This window comes from Victivallis sp. Marseille-Q1083 (genome assembly GCF_903645315.1).
Taxonomy (GTDB): domain Bacteria; phylum Verrucomicrobiota; class Lentisphaeria; order Victivallales; family Victivallaceae; genus UMGS1518.
This window is the reverse complement of the sequence record NZ_CAHJXL010000001.1, coordinates 212649-230144: the sequence shown is the minus strand read 5'-3', so window position 1 is coordinate 230144 and position 17496 is coordinate 212649. Positions and strand designations below refer to the sequence as shown.

At 55.5% G+C, this 17496-nt stretch carries 16 protein-coding genes; 13 read left to right on the top strand and 3 right to left on the bottom strand.

Annotation, left to right across the window (positions count from 1 at the left end; all coding sequences use genetic code 11):
- The first annotated feature begins 72 nt into the window (after positions 1–72).
- The 10 genes from HWX74_RS00800 to HWX74_RS00755 all read left to right on the top strand — a co-directional run bounded on the left by HWX74_RS00800 (position 73) and on the right by HWX74_RS00755 (position 11194).
- On the top strand, positions 73–1257 hold the full coding sequence (locus HWX74_RS00800; protein WP_176011711.1) for an AGE family epimerase/isomerase: 1185 nt from the start codon (positions 73–75) through the stop codon (positions 1255–1257).
- 201 nt (positions 1258–1458) lie between these two features.
- Positions 1459–1863, top strand: coding sequence for a GntR family transcriptional regulator (locus tag HWX74_RS00795; RefSeq protein WP_176011710.1), 405 nt, complete (start codon positions 1459–1461; stop codon positions 1861–1863).
- A 206-nt stretch (positions 1864–2069) separates the two neighbouring features.
- Positions 2070–2555 carry a hypothetical protein gene (locus tag HWX74_RS00790; protein WP_176011709.1) on the top strand — a complete coding sequence of 162 codons (486 nt, stop codon included), beginning with the start codon at positions 2070–2072 and terminating at the stop codon, positions 2553–2555.
- Positions 2556–2560: 5 nt separating this feature from the next.
- Positions 2561–2965 (top strand): hypothetical protein, encoded by a 405-nt coding sequence (locus HWX74_RS00785; protein WP_176011708.1) that lies wholly within the window; start codon positions 2561–2563, stop codon positions 2963–2965.
- Between the two features lie 34 nt (positions 2966–2999).
- Positions 3000–3476, top strand: a complete 477-nt coding sequence (locus HWX74_RS00780; RefSeq protein WP_176011707.1) for a hypothetical protein — start codon at positions 3000–3002, stop codon at positions 3474–3476.
- Positions 3477–3497: 21 nt separating this feature from the next.
- A complete protein-coding gene (locus HWX74_RS00775) occupies positions 3498–4427 on the top strand; it encodes a hypothetical protein (protein ID WP_176011706.1) in 930 nt (309 codons plus the stop codon).
- A 220-nt stretch (positions 4428–4647) separates the two neighbouring features.
- Positions 4648–6006, top strand: coding sequence for an MATE family efflux transporter (locus tag HWX74_RS00770; RefSeq protein ID WP_176011705.1), 1359 nt, complete (start codon positions 4648–4650; stop codon positions 6004–6006).
- A 226-nt stretch (positions 6007–6232) separates the two neighbouring features.
- The gene (locus tag HWX74_RS00765) at positions 6233–6883 is read left to right on the top strand and encodes a TetR/AcrR family transcriptional regulator (RefSeq protein WP_176011704.1); all 651 of its coding nucleotides are present in this window, start codon (positions 6233–6235) and stop codon (positions 6881–6883) included.
- Between the two features lie 11 nt (positions 6884–6894).
- Positions 6895–8079 (top strand): efflux RND transporter periplasmic adaptor subunit, encoded by a 1185-nt coding sequence (locus tag HWX74_RS00760; RefSeq protein ID WP_176011703.1) that lies wholly within the window; start codon positions 6895–6897, stop codon positions 8077–8079.
- Between the two features lie 4 nt (positions 8080–8083).
- Entirely contained in the window at positions 8084–11194 is a 3111-nt protein-coding gene (locus HWX74_RS00755; RefSeq protein WP_176011702.1) for an efflux RND transporter permease subunit, read from the top strand.
- Between the two features lie 95 nt (positions 11195–11289).
- Here the strand turns inward: HWX74_RS00755 and HWX74_RS00750 are convergent, their stop codons facing one another.
- On the bottom strand, positions 11290–11523 hold the full coding sequence (locus tag HWX74_RS00750; protein WP_176011701.1) for a hypothetical protein: 234 nt from the start codon (positions 11521–11523) through the stop codon (positions 11290–11292).
- A gap of 60 nt (positions 11524–11583) precedes the next feature.
- Positions 11584–12234 carry a thermonuclease family protein gene (locus HWX74_RS00745; protein ID WP_176011700.1) on the bottom strand — a complete coding sequence of 217 codons (651 nt, stop codon included), beginning with the start codon at positions 12232–12234 and terminating at the stop codon, positions 11584–11586.
- Between the two features lie 305 nt (positions 12235–12539).
- On the opposite strand from HWX74_RS00745, the gene HWX74_RS00740 reads away from it, so the two are divergent.
- Genes HWX74_RS00740 through HWX74_RS00730 form a run of 3 tightly spaced genes read left to right on the top strand, consistent with a single transcriptional unit; the run spans position 12540 to position 14719 of the window.
- On the top strand, positions 12540–13031 hold the full coding sequence (locus HWX74_RS00740; RefSeq protein WP_176011699.1) for a hypothetical protein: 492 nt from the start codon (positions 12540–12542) through the stop codon (positions 13029–13031).
- A gap of 27 nt (positions 13032–13058) precedes the next feature.
- Positions 13059–13745 (top strand): hypothetical protein, encoded by a 687-nt coding sequence (locus tag HWX74_RS00735; RefSeq protein WP_217704811.1) that lies wholly within the window; start codon positions 13059–13061, stop codon positions 13743–13745.
- A gap of 29 nt (positions 13746–13774) precedes the next feature.
- Positions 13775–14719 (top strand): hypothetical protein, encoded by a 945-nt coding sequence (locus tag HWX74_RS00730; protein ID WP_176011697.1) that lies wholly within the window; start codon positions 13775–13777, stop codon positions 14717–14719.
- Between the two features lie 192 nt (positions 14720–14911).
- Here HWX74_RS00730 and mutS read toward each other — a convergent pair whose 3' ends face one another.
- A complete protein-coding gene (gene mutS, locus HWX74_RS00725; protein WP_217704810.1) occupies positions 14912–17470 on the bottom strand; it encodes a DNA mismatch repair protein MutS in 2559 nt (852 codons plus the stop codon).
- Positions 17471–17496 lie beyond the last annotated feature (26 nt).

The following is a 17496-nucleotide window of genomic DNA, read 5'->3' as shown; positions in this document are numbered from 1 at the left end:
TGTAAGATATCTGATGTCAGCGGACAGTTTTTCGTCAACATTCAAACCGGCCGTCGGCCAGGGAGGCGAAGCATGAGCGAAACAAACGGACCGTGTGTATTGGAAGATTTGCGGCAATGTTACGAACAGGAGTTGCTGGAGGAAATCACGCCGTTCTGGCTGCAGCACAGTGTCGACCGGGAATTCGGCGGCTTTCTGACCATGCTGGACGGTGACGGCAAGCCGTTCGGGTTTGACAAATACATGTGGCTGCAGTGGCGCAATATCTACATGTTCGCCCGGTTGGCGGCTTCGCCTTTCGGCTGTCCGGCGTATCTGGCCGCGGCGGTACAGGGCTATGAATTTGTCGAGCGGCACGGCCGGCAGCCGGATGGCGCCCTGGCCCTGGCGCTCAGCCGGGAGGGGGCGATCAGAATTCCGGCCGCCGATGAGCGGGCATTGTTCAGCGAGAGCTTCGCCGCGCTCGGAGCGGCGGCGCTGTACCGGGCGACCGGAGAGGCGAAGTACGAGCGGGAAGCGCGCCGCTGCCTGGAATATTTCGCCGACAGCATCCGGCGTTTTGAGTCCGGCAATTACTACGGTTTGCCGGCCGGCCGCCGCTTCGGCCATAAGTTGATCATGATCAATACCGCTTGCACGGTCAGCGGTTATCTGGATACCAACGATTATATCGGGCTGGCCGGTGAGGCGGTGGAAGAGTGCTTTGCCTTCTATTCGCCGCAGTGCGGCCGGTTCTTCGAGCGTGCCAATCCGGACGGATCGTTCGATTGGGAGACGCCGGAGGGCCGTCTGGTCAATCCGGGCCACGGCCTGGAAGCGATGTGGTTCGTCATGCAATATGCCGAACGCATCGGTGACCAGGCGCTGCTTCGGCGGGCGTTGAATTTCTGCGACATCATCTGGCAGTACGCCTGGGATTTCAAGCATGGCGGAGTTTTTTACGTCGCCGATGCGTTGCAGTTGCCCTGTCCGGAGCCGACCGCCGGCGTGAAAGCCTGGTGGGCGCAGTGCGAGGCCCTGGTGGCGGCGTTTTACTGCTGGCATTTGACCGGAGAAGAAGAATGGTCCGAGCGTTTCTGGGCGGTCGATCGCTGGATCTGGCGGCATTTGCGCGATGAAAAACGCGGCGGCGAATGGTTTGCTTTGACGGAGCTGGATGGGACGGTTTGCCAGGACGTCAAGGGAGGAGCCTGGAAAGGTTTCTTTCACGTGCCGCGTTGTCTGCTGACGGTGTTGGAGTTGCTGCAAAAACCGTAAACGCGGAAGCTGTACCTGGGGCAAACTGAATCGTAAATTGCCTCGCGAAAGGTCGTCTCCGGTTTCAAGCTGATCGGTTGGAACCGGAGACGATTGCTTATTTTTGAGGCTGTAAACTGAAAAAAACAGCAGTCCGTTACAGATGGTCGAAAGTAAAATTTATGATGGAAGTTTTGATAAAAGATATCGCCGTCCCGGCAGTTGTATGACATTCTGACCGGGCGCATCGCCTCTGGCTATTATCCGGTCGGCCGCAAACCGGACAGCGTCTGCGATTTGCAGGAGGAGTTCAAGGTCAGCACGACAGTGATCAATCAGACTTTGAATTTGCTGGAGCGTGATCAACTGATCGTCCGGGTTCCGGCCAGCCGGTGCAATACGGTGACCAGCAAGCCGTTGCGGGTGATCGTGGTTTTCCCGGAGGTGGGAATTCTGCCGGAGATGCTGCCGGTTGGCTACAGTGACCGGGAGCTGGTCGAATGTCTGGTCGGCGCGATCAGGTTGCGCGGCTACCGCAAGTGCGGCTGCATTGCGGTAGCCGAAAATTTCGAAAGAAAATTATTTGTAGAAAAAAAATCCATTTTATACTTGGGTATTGACATTTGAATTTTTTTTTGCTATAATATATAACAACAGTGTTCCGGATCAGTTGATTTAAAATTTAATTATTATAAATATTCTTGAAAGTTATCATTCTTTCAATTGCCGGCCGACTTTGTATTTGATTCAACCAGAAAAGGAGGGACGTAACATTAACTGGCCTGCGGTCAAATATCCAGGAGGGAAGGAAAAATTATCTGGGAGTGAAATTTATGAAAAAGGAAAAACATATTTTTCTAGTGCTGTTGTTTCCTCTGATAAATGTTAATGCATTTACGATCGCATTTAATGAGGATCCGGTAGTCGTAGCGGCTCAAACGTGTTCTCCTGTGCGGGCCCTGTGTGGTCAGGAAGCCCGGACTGTTGTAAAGTATTTTTCATTCAATACGGTAAATTCAGACTTGGGTATGCAATTGGGGTGGACGCAGACCGGTACGGTTTGGAGTTTCGTTTATGAAAAATCGATCACTGCTCCTCCTCTGAATTCTCCTCCGCATAATGGTACCGGCAACGGTTATAATAGTGCAGCTGGCGTTTATGCGATCATGGAAACCAAAGTTTACGAACAGGAATATCGTATCAATGAACAGGGTGTTGCTGTAGAATATGGACCGTCTCGATACATAAGGTCGGTTTATCGTGAACATTTTGAATCACAGCCTTCGGTATATTATCCCTGTAAACAGCACGAAGAGTAGACCGAGTGACAAAAAAAATTAAAATCGGTTTGACTCTTTTCGCTGGATTGATGGTACTATTGGGGACTGGTCTGTTTTTTACTTTGCATCGGCCTGTTCCTGCCGATGGTTTCATTGCAGAGGATGTTTATCAGGGAGTTCCGCATGTAGTCATTTATGATGAAAAAAAAGATTACATGGATCAGGTGGCTTCGCCATTATCGCAGATGGTTCGCTCGCCGTTGACGATATCTTCCGGCAATGTTCAAATTGATATCGACCGGGAAAAATCCGATGCGAACCATGGAAGATATACGTTTCATATCAGGGCCTATGGATGCCATAAGATCATCAATGATTTTGATTATCAAGGAGAAGATGATGTGGTGATCGATCGTGGCGCCAATTGGTTTATCATGATTCGGAAATAATTCAAAAGAAGCTGAAAATCAAGGAAATTTTCTTATGTTTAGACGAATTTTGATCTTTTTCCCTTTGGTGGCCGTTAACGCTTATTTTGTTGAATATGAATCTGAACCTTATAAGATAAATGAACATATTTCTGCGCCAGTTTATACATATTGCGGTCAAGCCGCACAAAGCGTTTCCCGGACATTTCCTTTCAGCACTGTCAATGCGGATATGGGGCGGCAGTTAGGCTGGGAGCAGAACGGCAATATTTGGTCATTTGTTTATACAGAATTTGTCAGTGCTCCCCGTTTGAATTTCTCTCCTCATAATGGAACGGGCAATGGCAATTACCGGGGACAAGCCAGTGCTGTTATAATGGCTCGTGATCGACTCAAACAGGAATATGTTATAAATCCTCTTACCGGAATACCGGAAGAGGCTGGTTTGCCTATGATTTTAAGTACTAGTTATAAAGTGTTTATAGAACCTCATCCAGCGAGGTTGACTGATTGTGGACGTCACAATGAATAAAAGCAGTAAAAGGCAACTGTTGTGAAAAATATCTCAAAATTTTCCCTGATATTGATATCACTGGTTTTTACTTTCAGTGTCTGTCTTGCCGAAACGGAGTATCAGCGAGGAAAAGCATTGGCCGGGAAAATCGCGCCGGCGGGAGAAAAATTCGCTTATATTACAGTGGTTGACAAACCTGATCCCGATAATCCTGACATCACTTCCGGCAAATATTACCGATGGGTGGATGATACCGGCTTTGTTTATAAGAGAGTGGAATTGTATGCCGGTTCTGCCTGCCGGGAAATCTATGTTCAAAATAAAAGCGGTCAATATGGTACGATTGGGAATATTTCGGCTCCAATGCTGGAAGTGTTGATCTTATCAAGGCTTGACTTGTTGTTCCGGGAATTCAACGAGATTGAAATTTTGTTCAGCAAATATGTCGTTGAAGAAGACCGATATCGCGATATTCCCTGTTACAAGCTCACAATATCCGATCCGGCTGATCCAATTTTGGTGGCGGGTATGTCCCAGATAAGCATTGACCAGGTCAAAGCTCCAAACAGTGATTTCAACCGGCAGCGACCGGCCAGACGTGTTCTGTGGATCGGCAAACGGGACAATGTCGTTTATGCCCGCAAACACTACAACCGGCAGGGTAGGTTGTTGTTGGCCGTCGAAATCGGTAAATTGGAAAAATCCCCGGACCTGTCTCCTGCTTTGTTTCCCGTCCCGGAAAATCTGTCCGTCACCACTCCCCTGTTCCGGTATGACTTGCAGCGTTTGGCTCAGAGTGCAGCCCTGTCCCGGCCCAATGCCGGCCAGTCTTCTATGTGGACCAATTTTGCCAATCGTATTTTCAGTGCCAAGATTATTGATGTTCTTTCGCCCGTTTTCGTCGGAATTGCGTTGATCCTGTTTGCGGTGATTGTCCGAATCAAATGGAAGGAAAAGCGAAGAAAATAAGCAATCCGCGGGAGCGGCAACCGTACGTCGGTTTTGGAATGGCTTCGTTTCTGACTGCTGTCTTGTTAATGTCATCGTCTCCCGGCCGGCCGGCAGAATTGATTGCCGGGCATTTCGAATCGAAGTACCGAACCGGCAAAATCCCGTTGACTTTTTCCTCCGGCTATCTATATTAAAAAAATTGATTTCAATTTGGTGGGATGATCCGGAGCGGCGGACGATGGCGGAATTAAAAAATAAATACCAGATCGATATGTGCCGGGGGCCGTTGTTCGGCCAGATCGTGCTCTTTTCCGTGCCGCTGATGTTGTCCGGCATTCTGCAATTGCTGTTCAATGCCGCCGACCTGATCGTCATCGGCCGGTTTGCGCCGCATGAAGCGCTGGCCGCCGTCGGGGCGACCTCCTCTTTGACCGCCTTGATCGTCAATGTGTTTATCGGCCTGTCGATCGGGACGAATGTCCTGATCGCCAATTATTACGGATCAAAAAACCGGAAGAGTGTGAGCCGCACCGTTCATACCGCCATCCTGATGGCGATAATCGGCGGAATTGCGCTTGCCATCCTGGGGATTGCGCTGGCAAAACCGTTGCTGAGCCTGATGGGGACGCCGGACAACGTCCTGATGAAATCCTGTCTCTATATGTGGATTTATTTCGGCGGGATGCCGTTTATCATGTTGTACAATTTCGGCAGCGCCATCATGCGGGCGGTGGGAGATACCCGCCGTCCGTTGTATTTCCTGCTGTTCGCCGGCGTCGTCAATGTCGGATTGAATCTGATTTTCGTGCTGGTCTGCCATATGGACGTCGCCGGGGTTGCCCTGGCGACCGTCATCGCGCAGGGTGTCGCCTCCTATCTGGTCATCAAATGCCTCTTCAAGGCGAGAGATGCCTGCCGGCTGAAAGTGCAAACGCTGCGGATCGATCCGACGATTTTGAAGAATATGTTGTGGATCGGGTTGCCGGCCGGCATCCAGGGAATGTTTTTTTCCATCTCCAATATCACGATCCAGTCTTCGGTCAACTCCTTCGGTTCCTTGGCGATCGCCGGCAACACGGCTTCCGCCAGTCTGGAGGGATTCGTTTATATCGGTTCGAACGCTTTTCATCAGACCGTGGTCAGCTTTGCCGGGCAAAACCTGGGCGGGAAACAATATGACCGGATTCGCCGAAGCATCATCTACTGTGTCGTCTGCTCCTCGCTGGTCTGCCTGGTTCTGGGATACGGTTTCTTTTTCGACGGCCGGCAGTTGCTTGCCGTCTATAATTCGAATCCCGAGGTGATTTCCTGGGGGATGCTGCGGATGAATATCCTTTTTACCACCTATTTCCTCTGTGGAATCATGGATGTCATGAGCGGCAGCCTGCGGGGACTGGGACACTCGCTGATGCCGGCCGTCATCACCCTGCTGGGGGTTTGCGTCCTGCGGGTGGTCTGGGTCTATACGATATTTCCGCTGCAGCCCACTATGGAGAATTTGATGTTGTCCTATCCGATCACCTGGATCATTACTGCGGCGGCAAATGGCCTCTATCTCTACTGGATTTGCCGGAAGCTGTTTCGAGCCGCAAGGTGAATTGAACAGGGCTTTCAACCCGATTCCGCTTTCAATCCGGTCACTCTCCTGCCGGAATCTTCCGTCCGTTTGCCGGCGGACATGGCAAATGACTTCCGGCTGCAAGACGCCGTCTCCGCGATTTTTGGCAAAAGGATGAAATGCGGGGTTGTAAAATTGAAACGATAGTGCTATAATTAAGGTTAATTTGAAACGATAGTTCTTTTTTTTGCGGGAGGGTGCGGCGATGAGTGAATATAAAATTTCCGGAGAGACGCAGAGCGCGTTGATCCGGGCGGCCGGAACGCTGTTTGCCGAACGGGGCGTGGCCGCCGTCAGTGTACGGGAAATCACCAAACTGGCCGGGACGCAATTGAATGCGGTCAGTTATCATTTCGGCGGGAAGGATGGTTTGACCGCCGCGGTGCTGGAGTTTGTTTTCCGCGACTGGGAACCGGAACTGCTGGTCGATTATGTCCGCTCCAACGAGCATCTGTTTCAGTCGCCGGACGGTCAGAAACGGTTGGTGCTGGATTTACTTGAAATTTTATTCCGGTTCATTTATTCGCAGGATCAGGAGGCGTGGATCAATATGTTCCGCATGCGGGTAACCATCGCCGGCTGGCGGTTGGACGACGACTGGGTGAGGCGTTTCGAACCGGTGCGGGAGGTGTTTATGACGGTTTTCCGGCGGATTACCGGCAATGATGATTTTACCACGGCGCACTGCTGGTTTCTGAATATCATCGGCGGCGCGAGTTTTTATGCCGCCAATTTGAGTTTGTTGTCGAAGGTTGCTCCGGATGAAAAACTTAATTTCAGTTTCTACCGCCGCATCCAGCATATTGCCATGCAGAATGCGCTTTTCGGCCTGGGATTGATTACACATACCGTTTAATGGAGGTCCAAATGTTCGGGAAAAAAGTTATGCCGTCCTGGCTGGGAATAACGGTGGTATTGCCGGTGATCCTGCTCGGCGCCGGTTGTGGCAGGAAAGGCGAAAAGCCGGCAGAGCCGAGGCTTGCCAAGGTGGAGACCGGTACCCTGCAGGAACGCAGTTTCCAAAAACGGCTGCGCGTCCAGGGGACGGTGGAGCCGGTCGAGGAGGCGGTGATTGCATCGCGCACTTCCGGCGTGCTCAATCTGCTCGCCGTCAGGGAAGGGCAGGAGGTGGAGCCCGGCATGCTTCTTTTCCAGGTAGACAAGGAGAATCTGGAAAATCAGATGGAACTGGCGGCCCAGGAACTCAACGTGGCGAAGGACAACGTGTCCACCGCCGCCGCCGATCTGGATATAGCCAGAACCGCTTTGGAAAAGGCGGAGCTCGACTTCAAACGCGCCGAGCAATTGCGCGATGCCAGGGTCAATTCACTCGATGCCTATGAACAGGCCCAGACCACGCTGCGGAAAGCGAAGGCGGTGGTCACCAAAAACGAGGCGATTCTGAGTTATTCGCAATCGCAGGTGAAACAGAGTGAAATCAAGTTGGCGATTGCCAGGAAAAATCTGGACGACTCGATCATGCTTGCTCCGTTTGGCGGGAGGGTGACGGCGAAATTTCAGGACCAGGATGAATATGTCGCCGACGGCACCAGCATTCTGCACCTTGAAAACCAGTCGCATTTGGAGCTTTCCTGTTTGATCAGCGCGGTTTATTACGATCAGATCGAGGTGGGCGTGACGGAGGCGACGATTTTTTTCGACGCCGAAAAAGTCTGCCTGGCGCCGGTCACCTACCGGGCCGCCTGCATCGATCCGCTGAGCCGCACATTTGAAATCAAAGTGGCGCTGCCGAAGGATACCAAATTGGTCAGCGGCAGCCTGTGCAATGTCGATTTGATCCTTCAGCAGCGGGAAGGGCTGGGATTGCCGGCGGATGCGGTGCTGCTCAGGAAGGGCGGCAAGTTTATGGCCTATGTCCTTGACGACCGGACCGTTGACGCAGTGGATGTCATGCCGGGAATCAGTTGTGACGGCTTCACGGAAATTTTGAATGGTGAACAATTGCAAGGCCGGGAATTTGTCGTCGCCGGCCAGTATTTCGTCAATCAGGGAGATATGGTGGTGAAAGCCGAAAAGGCCGGGGAGATTTGAAATCATGTCTTTGAGCTGGATGTCGGTCAAACGGCCGATTGCAATGTGCTGCTTCATCATCATGCTGGTGCTGCTCGGCATCAATGCCTATCGGAAGATCGGCATTGATTTGCTGCCGAAATTCGATGTGCCTTACGTTCAGATCACCACCAATTATCCGGGCGCTTCCCCGGAGGAAATCGAAGTGGAGGTGGCGAAACGCATTGAGGACGCGGTCGCTTCGCTGGACGGCCTGAAACACATCACCAACGTCTGCATGGAAAATACCTGCGCCACGACCCTGGAGTTCTATCTCGGTACCGACGTCGATCTGGCAGTGCATGACGTGCGGGAAAAACTCAACAGCGTCGCCAATGATTTTCCCGCTTCGGTGGAACCCCCCTCGCTGACGAAGGTGAACATCAACGCGGTGCCGGTGGTTACGCTGTTCCTGACCGGCGACCGTTCGCTGGACGACCTCTACGATTATGTCGACGACACGCTTTCCGACCAGTTCTCCAGTTTGCCGGGCGTCGGAGAAGTCCGCATCCACGGCGGCAACGAGGTTCAGCTTCATATCGTGCTGAATCCCGAAAAGCTGGCCGCCGCCAACCTGACGATCGCGGATATCGTCAACAAGCTGGCCGCCAACAACGCCAAAGTGCCGGCCGGCCGCATCAAAGATCACGGCGAAGAGATCAGCGTCACTTACGATGCGGAGTTCCGCAACTTTGAAGCGCTGCGGGAATTGGAGATCAGCAAAGATGTCGGCAAACGTGTCTACCTGGGCGACGTGGCGGACATCCAGTTGATGTCCAAGGAAATCCGCCAGGAGGGGTACTGGAACGACGAACTCGGCGTTGCCATTGAGATTGTCAAGAAGAGCGATGCCAATGCGGTGAAAGTGATCGACGCGGTCCGCAAAAAATTCGATACACTGGTCAACCGCGGCGGTATCCCGCGGGGCATGACGCTGCACTGGTTCAAGGATACCGGCGCTTTTGTCCAGGCTTCGGTGGATGATGCGTGGAGCAGCATTGCCATGGGAATTTTGCTGACGGCGGTGCTGCTGTTTCTGTTTCTGCCTGAGCCGCGTTCCACTTTCATCATTGCGGTGACGATGCCGGTGTCGGTGGTGATTACCTTTGCCGCGATGAACATGATGGGATATACGTTCGACATGATGACGCTGATTTCGCTCGGCTGTTCGGCCGGCGTGCTGGTCACCAACTCGATTGTGGTAATTGAGAATATTTTCAAAAAGCTCCATGCCGGCAGCGACCGCAAGTCGGCCGCCGCCGACGGCTGCGGCGAAGTGATCAATGCGGTGGCTGCCAGCGCCCTGACCAATGTGGTGGTGTTTGTGCCGGTGGCGCTGATGACCTCGGTGGCCGGCATGATTCTGGCGCCGTTCGCCGGCGTGATGGTGATTGCGACGCTGGTGTCGTTGTTCGTCAGTTTTACTTTGACGCCGATTCTGGCGTCGCTGCTGCTGTCGGAGAATACCCGGCCGGGTGTTTGGAACCGGCGGTTTTTTTACCTCTGGGACAAGGGATATGACCGGTTGGCCGGCGGTTTCGACCGGTCGATGCTCTGGACGCAACGCCGGCCCGGCGTGGTCATCCTGGCAATCGCGATCGGCAGTGTGCTGGTCTGCAAATATGTCGTGCCGCATATCGGGGTTTCTTTCATGCCGGACAACGACCAGAGCGAGTTCTCGGTGAAACTCGAATTTCCGTCGAATTACAACATCGACCAGACCCGGGAGCGGACTCTGGAGATTCTGGCGATGCTGCGTTCGCTGCCGTATGTGAATGCCACCGGTACGACGATCGGTTACAACAATGCGATGACCGGACAGGTGTCGCAGGGGGTGTATCTGGCGCAGGTCACCGTGCGGGTCAAACCCAAAGAAGAGCGGGCCCCGCTGGAAACGCTGATGGAGGAGGTCCGGCAGGAGTTATCCCGTTTCCAGAATTTGCAATACACGCTGGCGATTCCGAAGACGAATGGCGGTTCCGGGGCGGAGGTCACCGGTTTGATTGCCGGTCCCGAGTTTGCCGAATTGGAAAAATACAATCGCATCGGTTCGACGATCCTGAAAAACAGCGGCATTGCCAAGGACATTGATTCCAGCGTCCGCATTGGCAAACCGCGCATCAATCTGCTGCCGCGCCGTCCGGTGCTGAAAAATCTCGGACTGGATGCGGTGCCGCTGGGGACGACCATCGCCGGATTTTTCGAAGGCGTTGAAGTTGGCACCTACAAGGTCGGCAGCCGGACATTCGACATCCGGGTGAAAATGGAAGCGCCGGACGGGCTGGAAGAGGCGGAAAAGCTGACGACCGGCTCCCTGGCCGGCCGGCCGATCAATCTGGACGTGCTGACCGAACAGGAGCGGGATAATGTGTCAATCTGCGTCATCCGGCAGGACAAGGAACGGTCGGCCTGGCTCTATGCCAATCCGGCCGCCGGGGCGGTGGCCAGCGATGTGATCGGCGTATTGCAGAAGGAACTGGCGCCGCAACTGCCGCCCGGTTACCGGCTGACTTTCGCCGGCACGGCGGAAATGATGGAGGACGGCGTCCGCGATTTCATCGAAGTGTTCGCGATCGCCATTTCGCTGACCTACCTGCTGATCGCGGCGATCATGGAGTCGTGGTCGCGGCCGTTTTTGATCATGTTCACGGTGCCGCTCGGGTTTGTCGGATTGTTTCTGGCGCTTTATCTGTCCGGGACATCGTTGTCGATCGTCGGGATGCTCGGCGGAGTGATGATGATTGGCATCGTCGTCAACAACGCGATCCTGATCATGGACGAGTGTGCGGTGTTGAGCCGGGGAGGAACCGGGACGCATCAGGCGATGCTCAGTGCCGCCCGGAGCAAATTCCGGCCGATTGTCATGACCTCGATCGCTTCGGTCGCCGGCATGTTGCCGATGGCGTTCGGCACCGGGCTCGGTTCGGAAATTCGTTCCAGCTGCGGTATCGGCGTGGTCGGCGGCCTGACGCTTTCGGCCATCCTGACGCTTTATCTGATTCCGGCGATGTATTTCAAGTTCGTCCGGGATACCGACTTGCCGAAGCCGACATTTGGGCAGCGCATTCTCGGTTTCTTCGGCATTCGGCACCGGTGAAGCGCAGCCTAACAATTTCGTGCGGCGGCTCCGGAACCGGAACGCCGCGGAAATCGGCAGTTTCCCGGCTTGACCGAGCCGGACCTCCTGGCGTCTTATGCGGTATGTTTCCCATTGGTCGACATCGAATAGACGAAAATTTCCGGATGATCCGTCCCCGCCGGCCAATCGGTGAGGCGGGCGACCGAAACAGAGGGCGGCAGCCCGTCCCGCGTGGTAGGGGCTTCGACTGCGATTGCCTCGAGCGCTTTGCCCGGCAAAGAAGGCAACAGGGTAAAACGACTCTCCAACGCATGCCAGTCATAGTCGATTTTTTGCGAAGAAATCAACCGCCTTGCCGGTCTTTCGCTTCCGCTTCCGGCCGCAACCCGGGGGATGATGCCGGAGGATCAGGGATGCGCCTTGCGGTATTCCCAGGGCGGCTGCGGATCGGTGTACTGCCAGAGGCCGCGCCGGTTCAGGCGGGCGGTGGCTTCGGCCATGCTGAGATCGATTTCATTTTTGGCGTAACTCTTGTACCACCAGGCCATGCCGGCGCTGAGCATCGCTTTGTTGACATAGAGGTCGCCGCAGTAAATTTTGGCGACCGCCCGGCCGTAAGGGTCCAGATTGAGCACCTCGGCGCGAACTTCCCTGTCCAGAACCAACTCTTCCAGCGCCCGGCGGGAGTCCTGGCCGAACTCCTGGTCCGCTTCCGGGGCGTCGATGCCGTAAAAACGGATTTTATATTTCCTGGAGCCGTCCTGGGCGAGCAAGGTTGCGGTGTCGCCGTCATAAACGGCGATGATTTTGCCGGTCAGGGTGCTGTTTTCACTGGCGGTGCCGTAGGGAATCTCCGGAATGAATACCCGCGCGTAGCGGGGCAGCAGGCCTTTGGCCTGGTTGATCACCAGCCCGATGCGGTCCAGCCGGTCCAGATTGGTCAGGACGGCGCCCAGCAGCAGGAAAAAAACGGCGCCCAGCAGAAATTTCCAGCCGCGCCGGCGTTGGGAAGAGGCCGTGGATTTGCGGCTGCGCCGTCGGTTTGCTGTTCTTGCCATTCCAATTCCCATAGAAGTCGCGTTGATTGGTATAAAGATCCGGAATAAATAATATAGCCAGCGGCCGGATTCTTGTCAATTGCCTTCGACGGGTAAAACGGATGGAAAATCAGCCCGGGCGTCAATTGCCTTCGATCGGCGGTTGTCCCGAGCGGGTTCCGACCGCGCCGGTTCGGTCCAATCGGCGGGGGAACGGGAGCGAAAGGCGTGAAGAAAGGCGGCGTAACGGATAAAAAAATTTGATTTCCGGTAAAGATGCAGTAAATTCTAACTATATAGTGAAACCTTTTCATCAAGGAGTAATCATGAAAAAATTTTGGTTGAGCTGTTTTTGCCTGGGATTGTGCGGCCTGACGATGGCGGCGGAGAGCAAAACGGGCGCGTCGCCGACGCAACTGCAGCCGGCGCCGGCTGCGGCAACGCCGGCGGAGAAATGGGATTTCTTTCAATTTTGCTGCTGGCCGGATTATCCGCCCGGCACTTCCTCGACGGCGGCGTATGGCATCCGGCTGGGGGTGCCGTTCAGCGGCGGCACCACGCAGGTGGTCGGCGCTGAAATCGCCGTGCTCGGTGCGATGTCCGATTATGTCGACGGCTTTCAGGGCAGTCTGATCACGGCGTTGACCCGTGACCTCAACGGCGCCCAGGTCAGTCTGGTCAATATCGCCGAAGATGTCGACGGTTTCCAGTTCGGTATTTTCAACATGGCGCAGGGCAAATCGTTCCAGATCGGTTTGCTCAATTACATCGAAGACGGCGCGTTTCCGGTGCTGCCGATCATCAACTTCAAATTTTAATCAGAGTGTACTGGAGGAGAAACAATGATGTTAAAGCAACTAATGACCGTTTTTTGTGCCGCGCTGCTCAGTCTGGGTGCGGTTGGCGCCGACAATACCGAAACGCTGCCGCCGCTGGAGGATTATACATTGTTCCAGCTCGGCTTTCTGCCCGGAGTGCCGTCGAGCACTTACAATTCCAACGTTTTCGGCATCAAGACCGGCCAGCCGATCAGCACCGGCATCGGCCGGGTTTACGGTTTGGAGGCTTCCTGGCTGATTTCCGGGACGGCGCACATCAAAGGCATTCAGGCGTGCTGGGTCTACTGCCAGAATGAGGATTTCGACGGCATCCAGGCCAACTTCCTCTGCAACCGCAATACCGGCGGGTTCAACGGCATCCAGGCGACGCTCGGCGTCAACGTGTCCGGCGGACTGGGACAGGGCCTGCAGGCCAGCGCGCTGAATGTCTCCGGCGACATGGTCGGCCTGCAGCCGGCGGCGACGGTCAATGTCTCCGGCGACATCACCGGCATTCAGGCGGCGGTGTTGGTCAACGTTTCCAGGAAACTGACCGGTTTCCAGACCGGTTTGTACAATCAGGCGACCGAGAGCAAAGGATTCCAGCTCGGTTTGATCAACCTTGCCGAAGGAACCGGCGCCCAGTTCGGGCTGATCAATTATATCAAGGACGGTGCGATCCCGTTCATGCCGTTCTTCAATTTGAGCTTGTAAAACCATCCCGGAGCGACGGCGGAGGAAAAATGAACAGAAAAATAGGGTTGATCATTTGCGGCCTCGGCGCCGTCTGTAACTGGTCGGGAGTGGCGGCGGAGTCGAAAGATTCCGCCGTTGTTTTTCAGGATGCGGCGCCCGCCGCTTCCTGGTACAGCATCGGCGTCGGGAGCAGTGAGGAGGACGACTTCATGGCCGAGGCGGCGCATTGGAAAACGCCGGAACGGGTGGATACGGTGCTGCTGCGGCTGGGATTGCCGTTCAACGACGCCCGCAACGCGGTGACCGGCCTGGATATGGCGCTGGTTTCGACCGGCGCGGTTCAGATTGACGGCCTGCAGTATGGATTTCTGACCTGGAGCGATGCGGTTGACGGCTGGCAGGGCAGCTTGTTTTACGGCCTGGTCAACCGGAAATTGCAGGGGCTGCAAAGTTCACTGGTGCTCTGTCAGGCGACGCAGTTCGACGGCATTCAATTCAGCTTGGTCAATGTCGCCTACCCGGGGGTGGAGCCGTTGCCGCCGAAAACCTCCGAAGCGGTCCTGGCTTCCTTCGAATCCAGCGGTTTGCAATGCGGTGTCATCGGCAACCTGGCCGATCGTTTCGAAGGGATTCAAGGCGGCGTTTTCAGCAACCACGCCGAAGAAATCACCGGTCTGCAGGCCGCTCTGTACAATCGGGCGGCCGGATGCGACGGCATTCAATTGAGCGGTATCGGCCGGAGCGACGATCTCAACGGTTACCAGCTCAGCTTGCTGGTCAGCCAGGCGGACAGCGTCGGCGGCGTTCAGGCGGCGCTGATCAACCAGACGGCGCGCCTGGAGGGATTCCAGTGCGGCGTTACCAACGTGGCCGAGTTTGGCGGTGTTCAGATCGGGTTGTTCAATCTCGCCGAAGCCGGCGGTTTGCAAATCGGCCTGTTCAATTATCTGGCGGATGGTTTTCTGCCTTTTTTCCCGTTGGTCAATTTCTGACGGCGGCAAAATTTATCCTGCCGTGCACCGCAAGGCCGGAGATAAGGCATGGCGACGCGGGCGGGTACAACAGGCGGGACGATGGAAGAGTCGGAATTGCTTCCGGAATTTTCTTCGCGGTGTTTCTGCTGGGCATGCTGCTGACGCCGTTGATTGTCAACTTCCTGCTGGCCTGATATTTTTCCGCTTCCTTCAGAACAGGCGCAATTGCTGGGAATCTTCCGGCGTATCGTTTTCCATCGCCTTTTTGCGCCGTTTGGCCTGATAGGGCACCGTGCTCTCGGCCAGATGGTGGCTGCCGGGCATGCGCTCCTGCTGCGGTTTGGCGGCGCTGTTTTCCAGTGACTCCAGAATGGCGTTGGCCCGGTCGACGACTGCCCGTGGCAGACCGGCGAGCTTGGCGACATGAATGCCGTAGCTTTTATCGGTGCCGCCCGGCACGATCTGCCGCAGGAAGATAATCTGTTCGCCGTACTCCTTGACTGCGACGTTGTAATTGTCGACGCCGCGTTTGGTTTTGGCCAGTTCGGTCAATTCGTGGTAATGGGTGGCGAACTGGGTCCGGCAGCGGCAATGTTCATCATCATGCAGGTATTCGGCAACCGCCCAGGCGATGCTCAGCCCGTCGAAGGTGCTGGTGCCGCGGCCGATCTCGTCGAGAATGACCAGGCTTTTCGGCGTGGCGTGGTTGAGGATATTGGCGGTTTCGACCATTTCAACCATGAAGGTACTCTGGCCGCGGGAGAGGTCGTCGGCCGCGCCGACCCGGGTGAAAATCCGGTCGACCAGTCCGATGTTGGCGGAATCGACCGGGATGAAGGACCCCATCTGCGCCATCAGCACCAGCAGCGCGGTCTGGCGGATATAGGTCGATTTGCCGGCCATGTTCGGCCCGGTGATGATCATCATCCGGTGGCGGTCGCCGTCGAGGTGGACATCGTTGGGAACGAAACGCTCGGAAGTCATATTGGCGTCGAGTACCGGATGGCGGCCGCCGATGATCTCCAGAGTGTTATCTTCCAGAATATGCGGCCGCTGGTAACGGCGGTCGCGGGCGCATTCGGCCAGCGAACAGATGACATCGAGGATGGCCAGATTGGCGGCGGCGGTCTGGATTTCCCGGGTAAAGCCGAGGACGTATTCCCGCAACTCCTGGAAGAGCTGGTATTCGAGCGCTTTGGCTTTGTCCTCGGCGCCGAGGATCTTGCTTTCCAGCTCCTTGAGTTCCGGGGTGATGAAGCGTTCAGCGTTGACCAGCGTCTGCTTGCGGATATAATCGTCCGGCACCAGATTCAAATTGGCCTTGCTGATTTCAATGTAGTAGCCGAACACCTGGTTGTATTTGACCTTCAGCGACTTGATCGTCGTGCGTTCCTGTTCGCGCTGCTGAATGGAGCTGAGCCAGTTCTTGCCTTCGGTGGCGGCCTGCCGGAATTCATCCAGCGCGGCGTTGTAACCGGTTTTGAAGACGCCGCCGTCGTTGAGGCCGAGCGGCGGCTCCTCGACGATGGCGGCGGCGATGCGTTCCGCCAGCTCCGGCAGCACCGGAATCGCCTGGTCGACTTCTTCGAGCAGCGGCGTGGCGAAATTTTCCAGCAGCGCTTTGACGCCCGGCAGCACGCTGACGCTGTTGGCCAGCGCCAGCAGGTCGCGGGCGTTGGCGTTGCCGAGGTTCAGGCGGGCGATGATCCGCTCCAGGTCGCGGACGATGCCGAGCGTTTCATGCAGTTCGGCCAGCGTCAGCGGGTCGTCCTTGAGCGCTTCGACGGCGTCGAGCCGGCGGTTGATCGCCTCGCGGTCATACAGCGGTCTCAAAATCCAACTGCGCAATAACCGGCCCCCCATTGGCGTCACCGTGCGGTCCAGCACATGCAGCAGCGTTCCGGATTTGTCGGTGCCGAACATCGGCTCGACCAATTCGAGATTGCGCTGCGAGATGGCATCCAGCTCCAGCGATTGCGCCGGGTTGTAGACGCTCAGTTTGGTGATATGGGTGGCGTTCTGCCGGAGGTTTTCAGTGGCGTAATACAGCACCGCGCCGGCGGCGGAAACCGCCAGCGGCAGGTTGCGGCAGCCGAAACCGTCCAGCGAAAGAACGCCGAAATGGCGTTTCAGAAGCTCTTCCGAACAGTCGAAGGCGAAAATCCAGTCGTCCAGCGGCGTATAGAGCAGTTTATCGTTGGTTTTCGGAAAATTACCGTCCTTTTCCCAGCCTTCGTATAAACTTTTCGGTACGATACATTCCCGGCTGCCGAGCCGGTTCAGTTCGGTTTCCAGCTTGTCCTGTCCGGCGATTTCGGTCACCCGGAATTCTGCCGTGCTGATGTCCAGCGAGGCGAGGGCGAAACGGTCTTTGCGTTCCAGCAGGGCCAACAGGAAGTTGTTGCGTTCCGGCTGTAGCACCGTGCTGTCGACGACCGTTCCCGGCGTAATGATCCGGGTGACCGCCCGTTTGACGATGCCTTTGGCCAGCCGCGGATCTTCCAGTTGTTCGGCGATCGCCACCTTAACGCCGGAAGTCAGCAGCCGCGGCAACTGGATGTCCAGCGCATGGTAGGGAAAGCCGCACATCGGCACGCCGCCGCGTTTGGTCAGTACGATATCCAGAACGCTGCTGACCCGCGCCGCGTCCTCGAAGAACATTTCGTAGAAGTCGCCGAGCCGGAACAGCAACACCGCATCCGGCGGAATTTCCGCTTTGGCGGCGCGGTACTGCTTCATCATTGGCGTCAAGACTACTTCATTGCTCATGTTCGGTGATCCATTTTTTTCCTGCG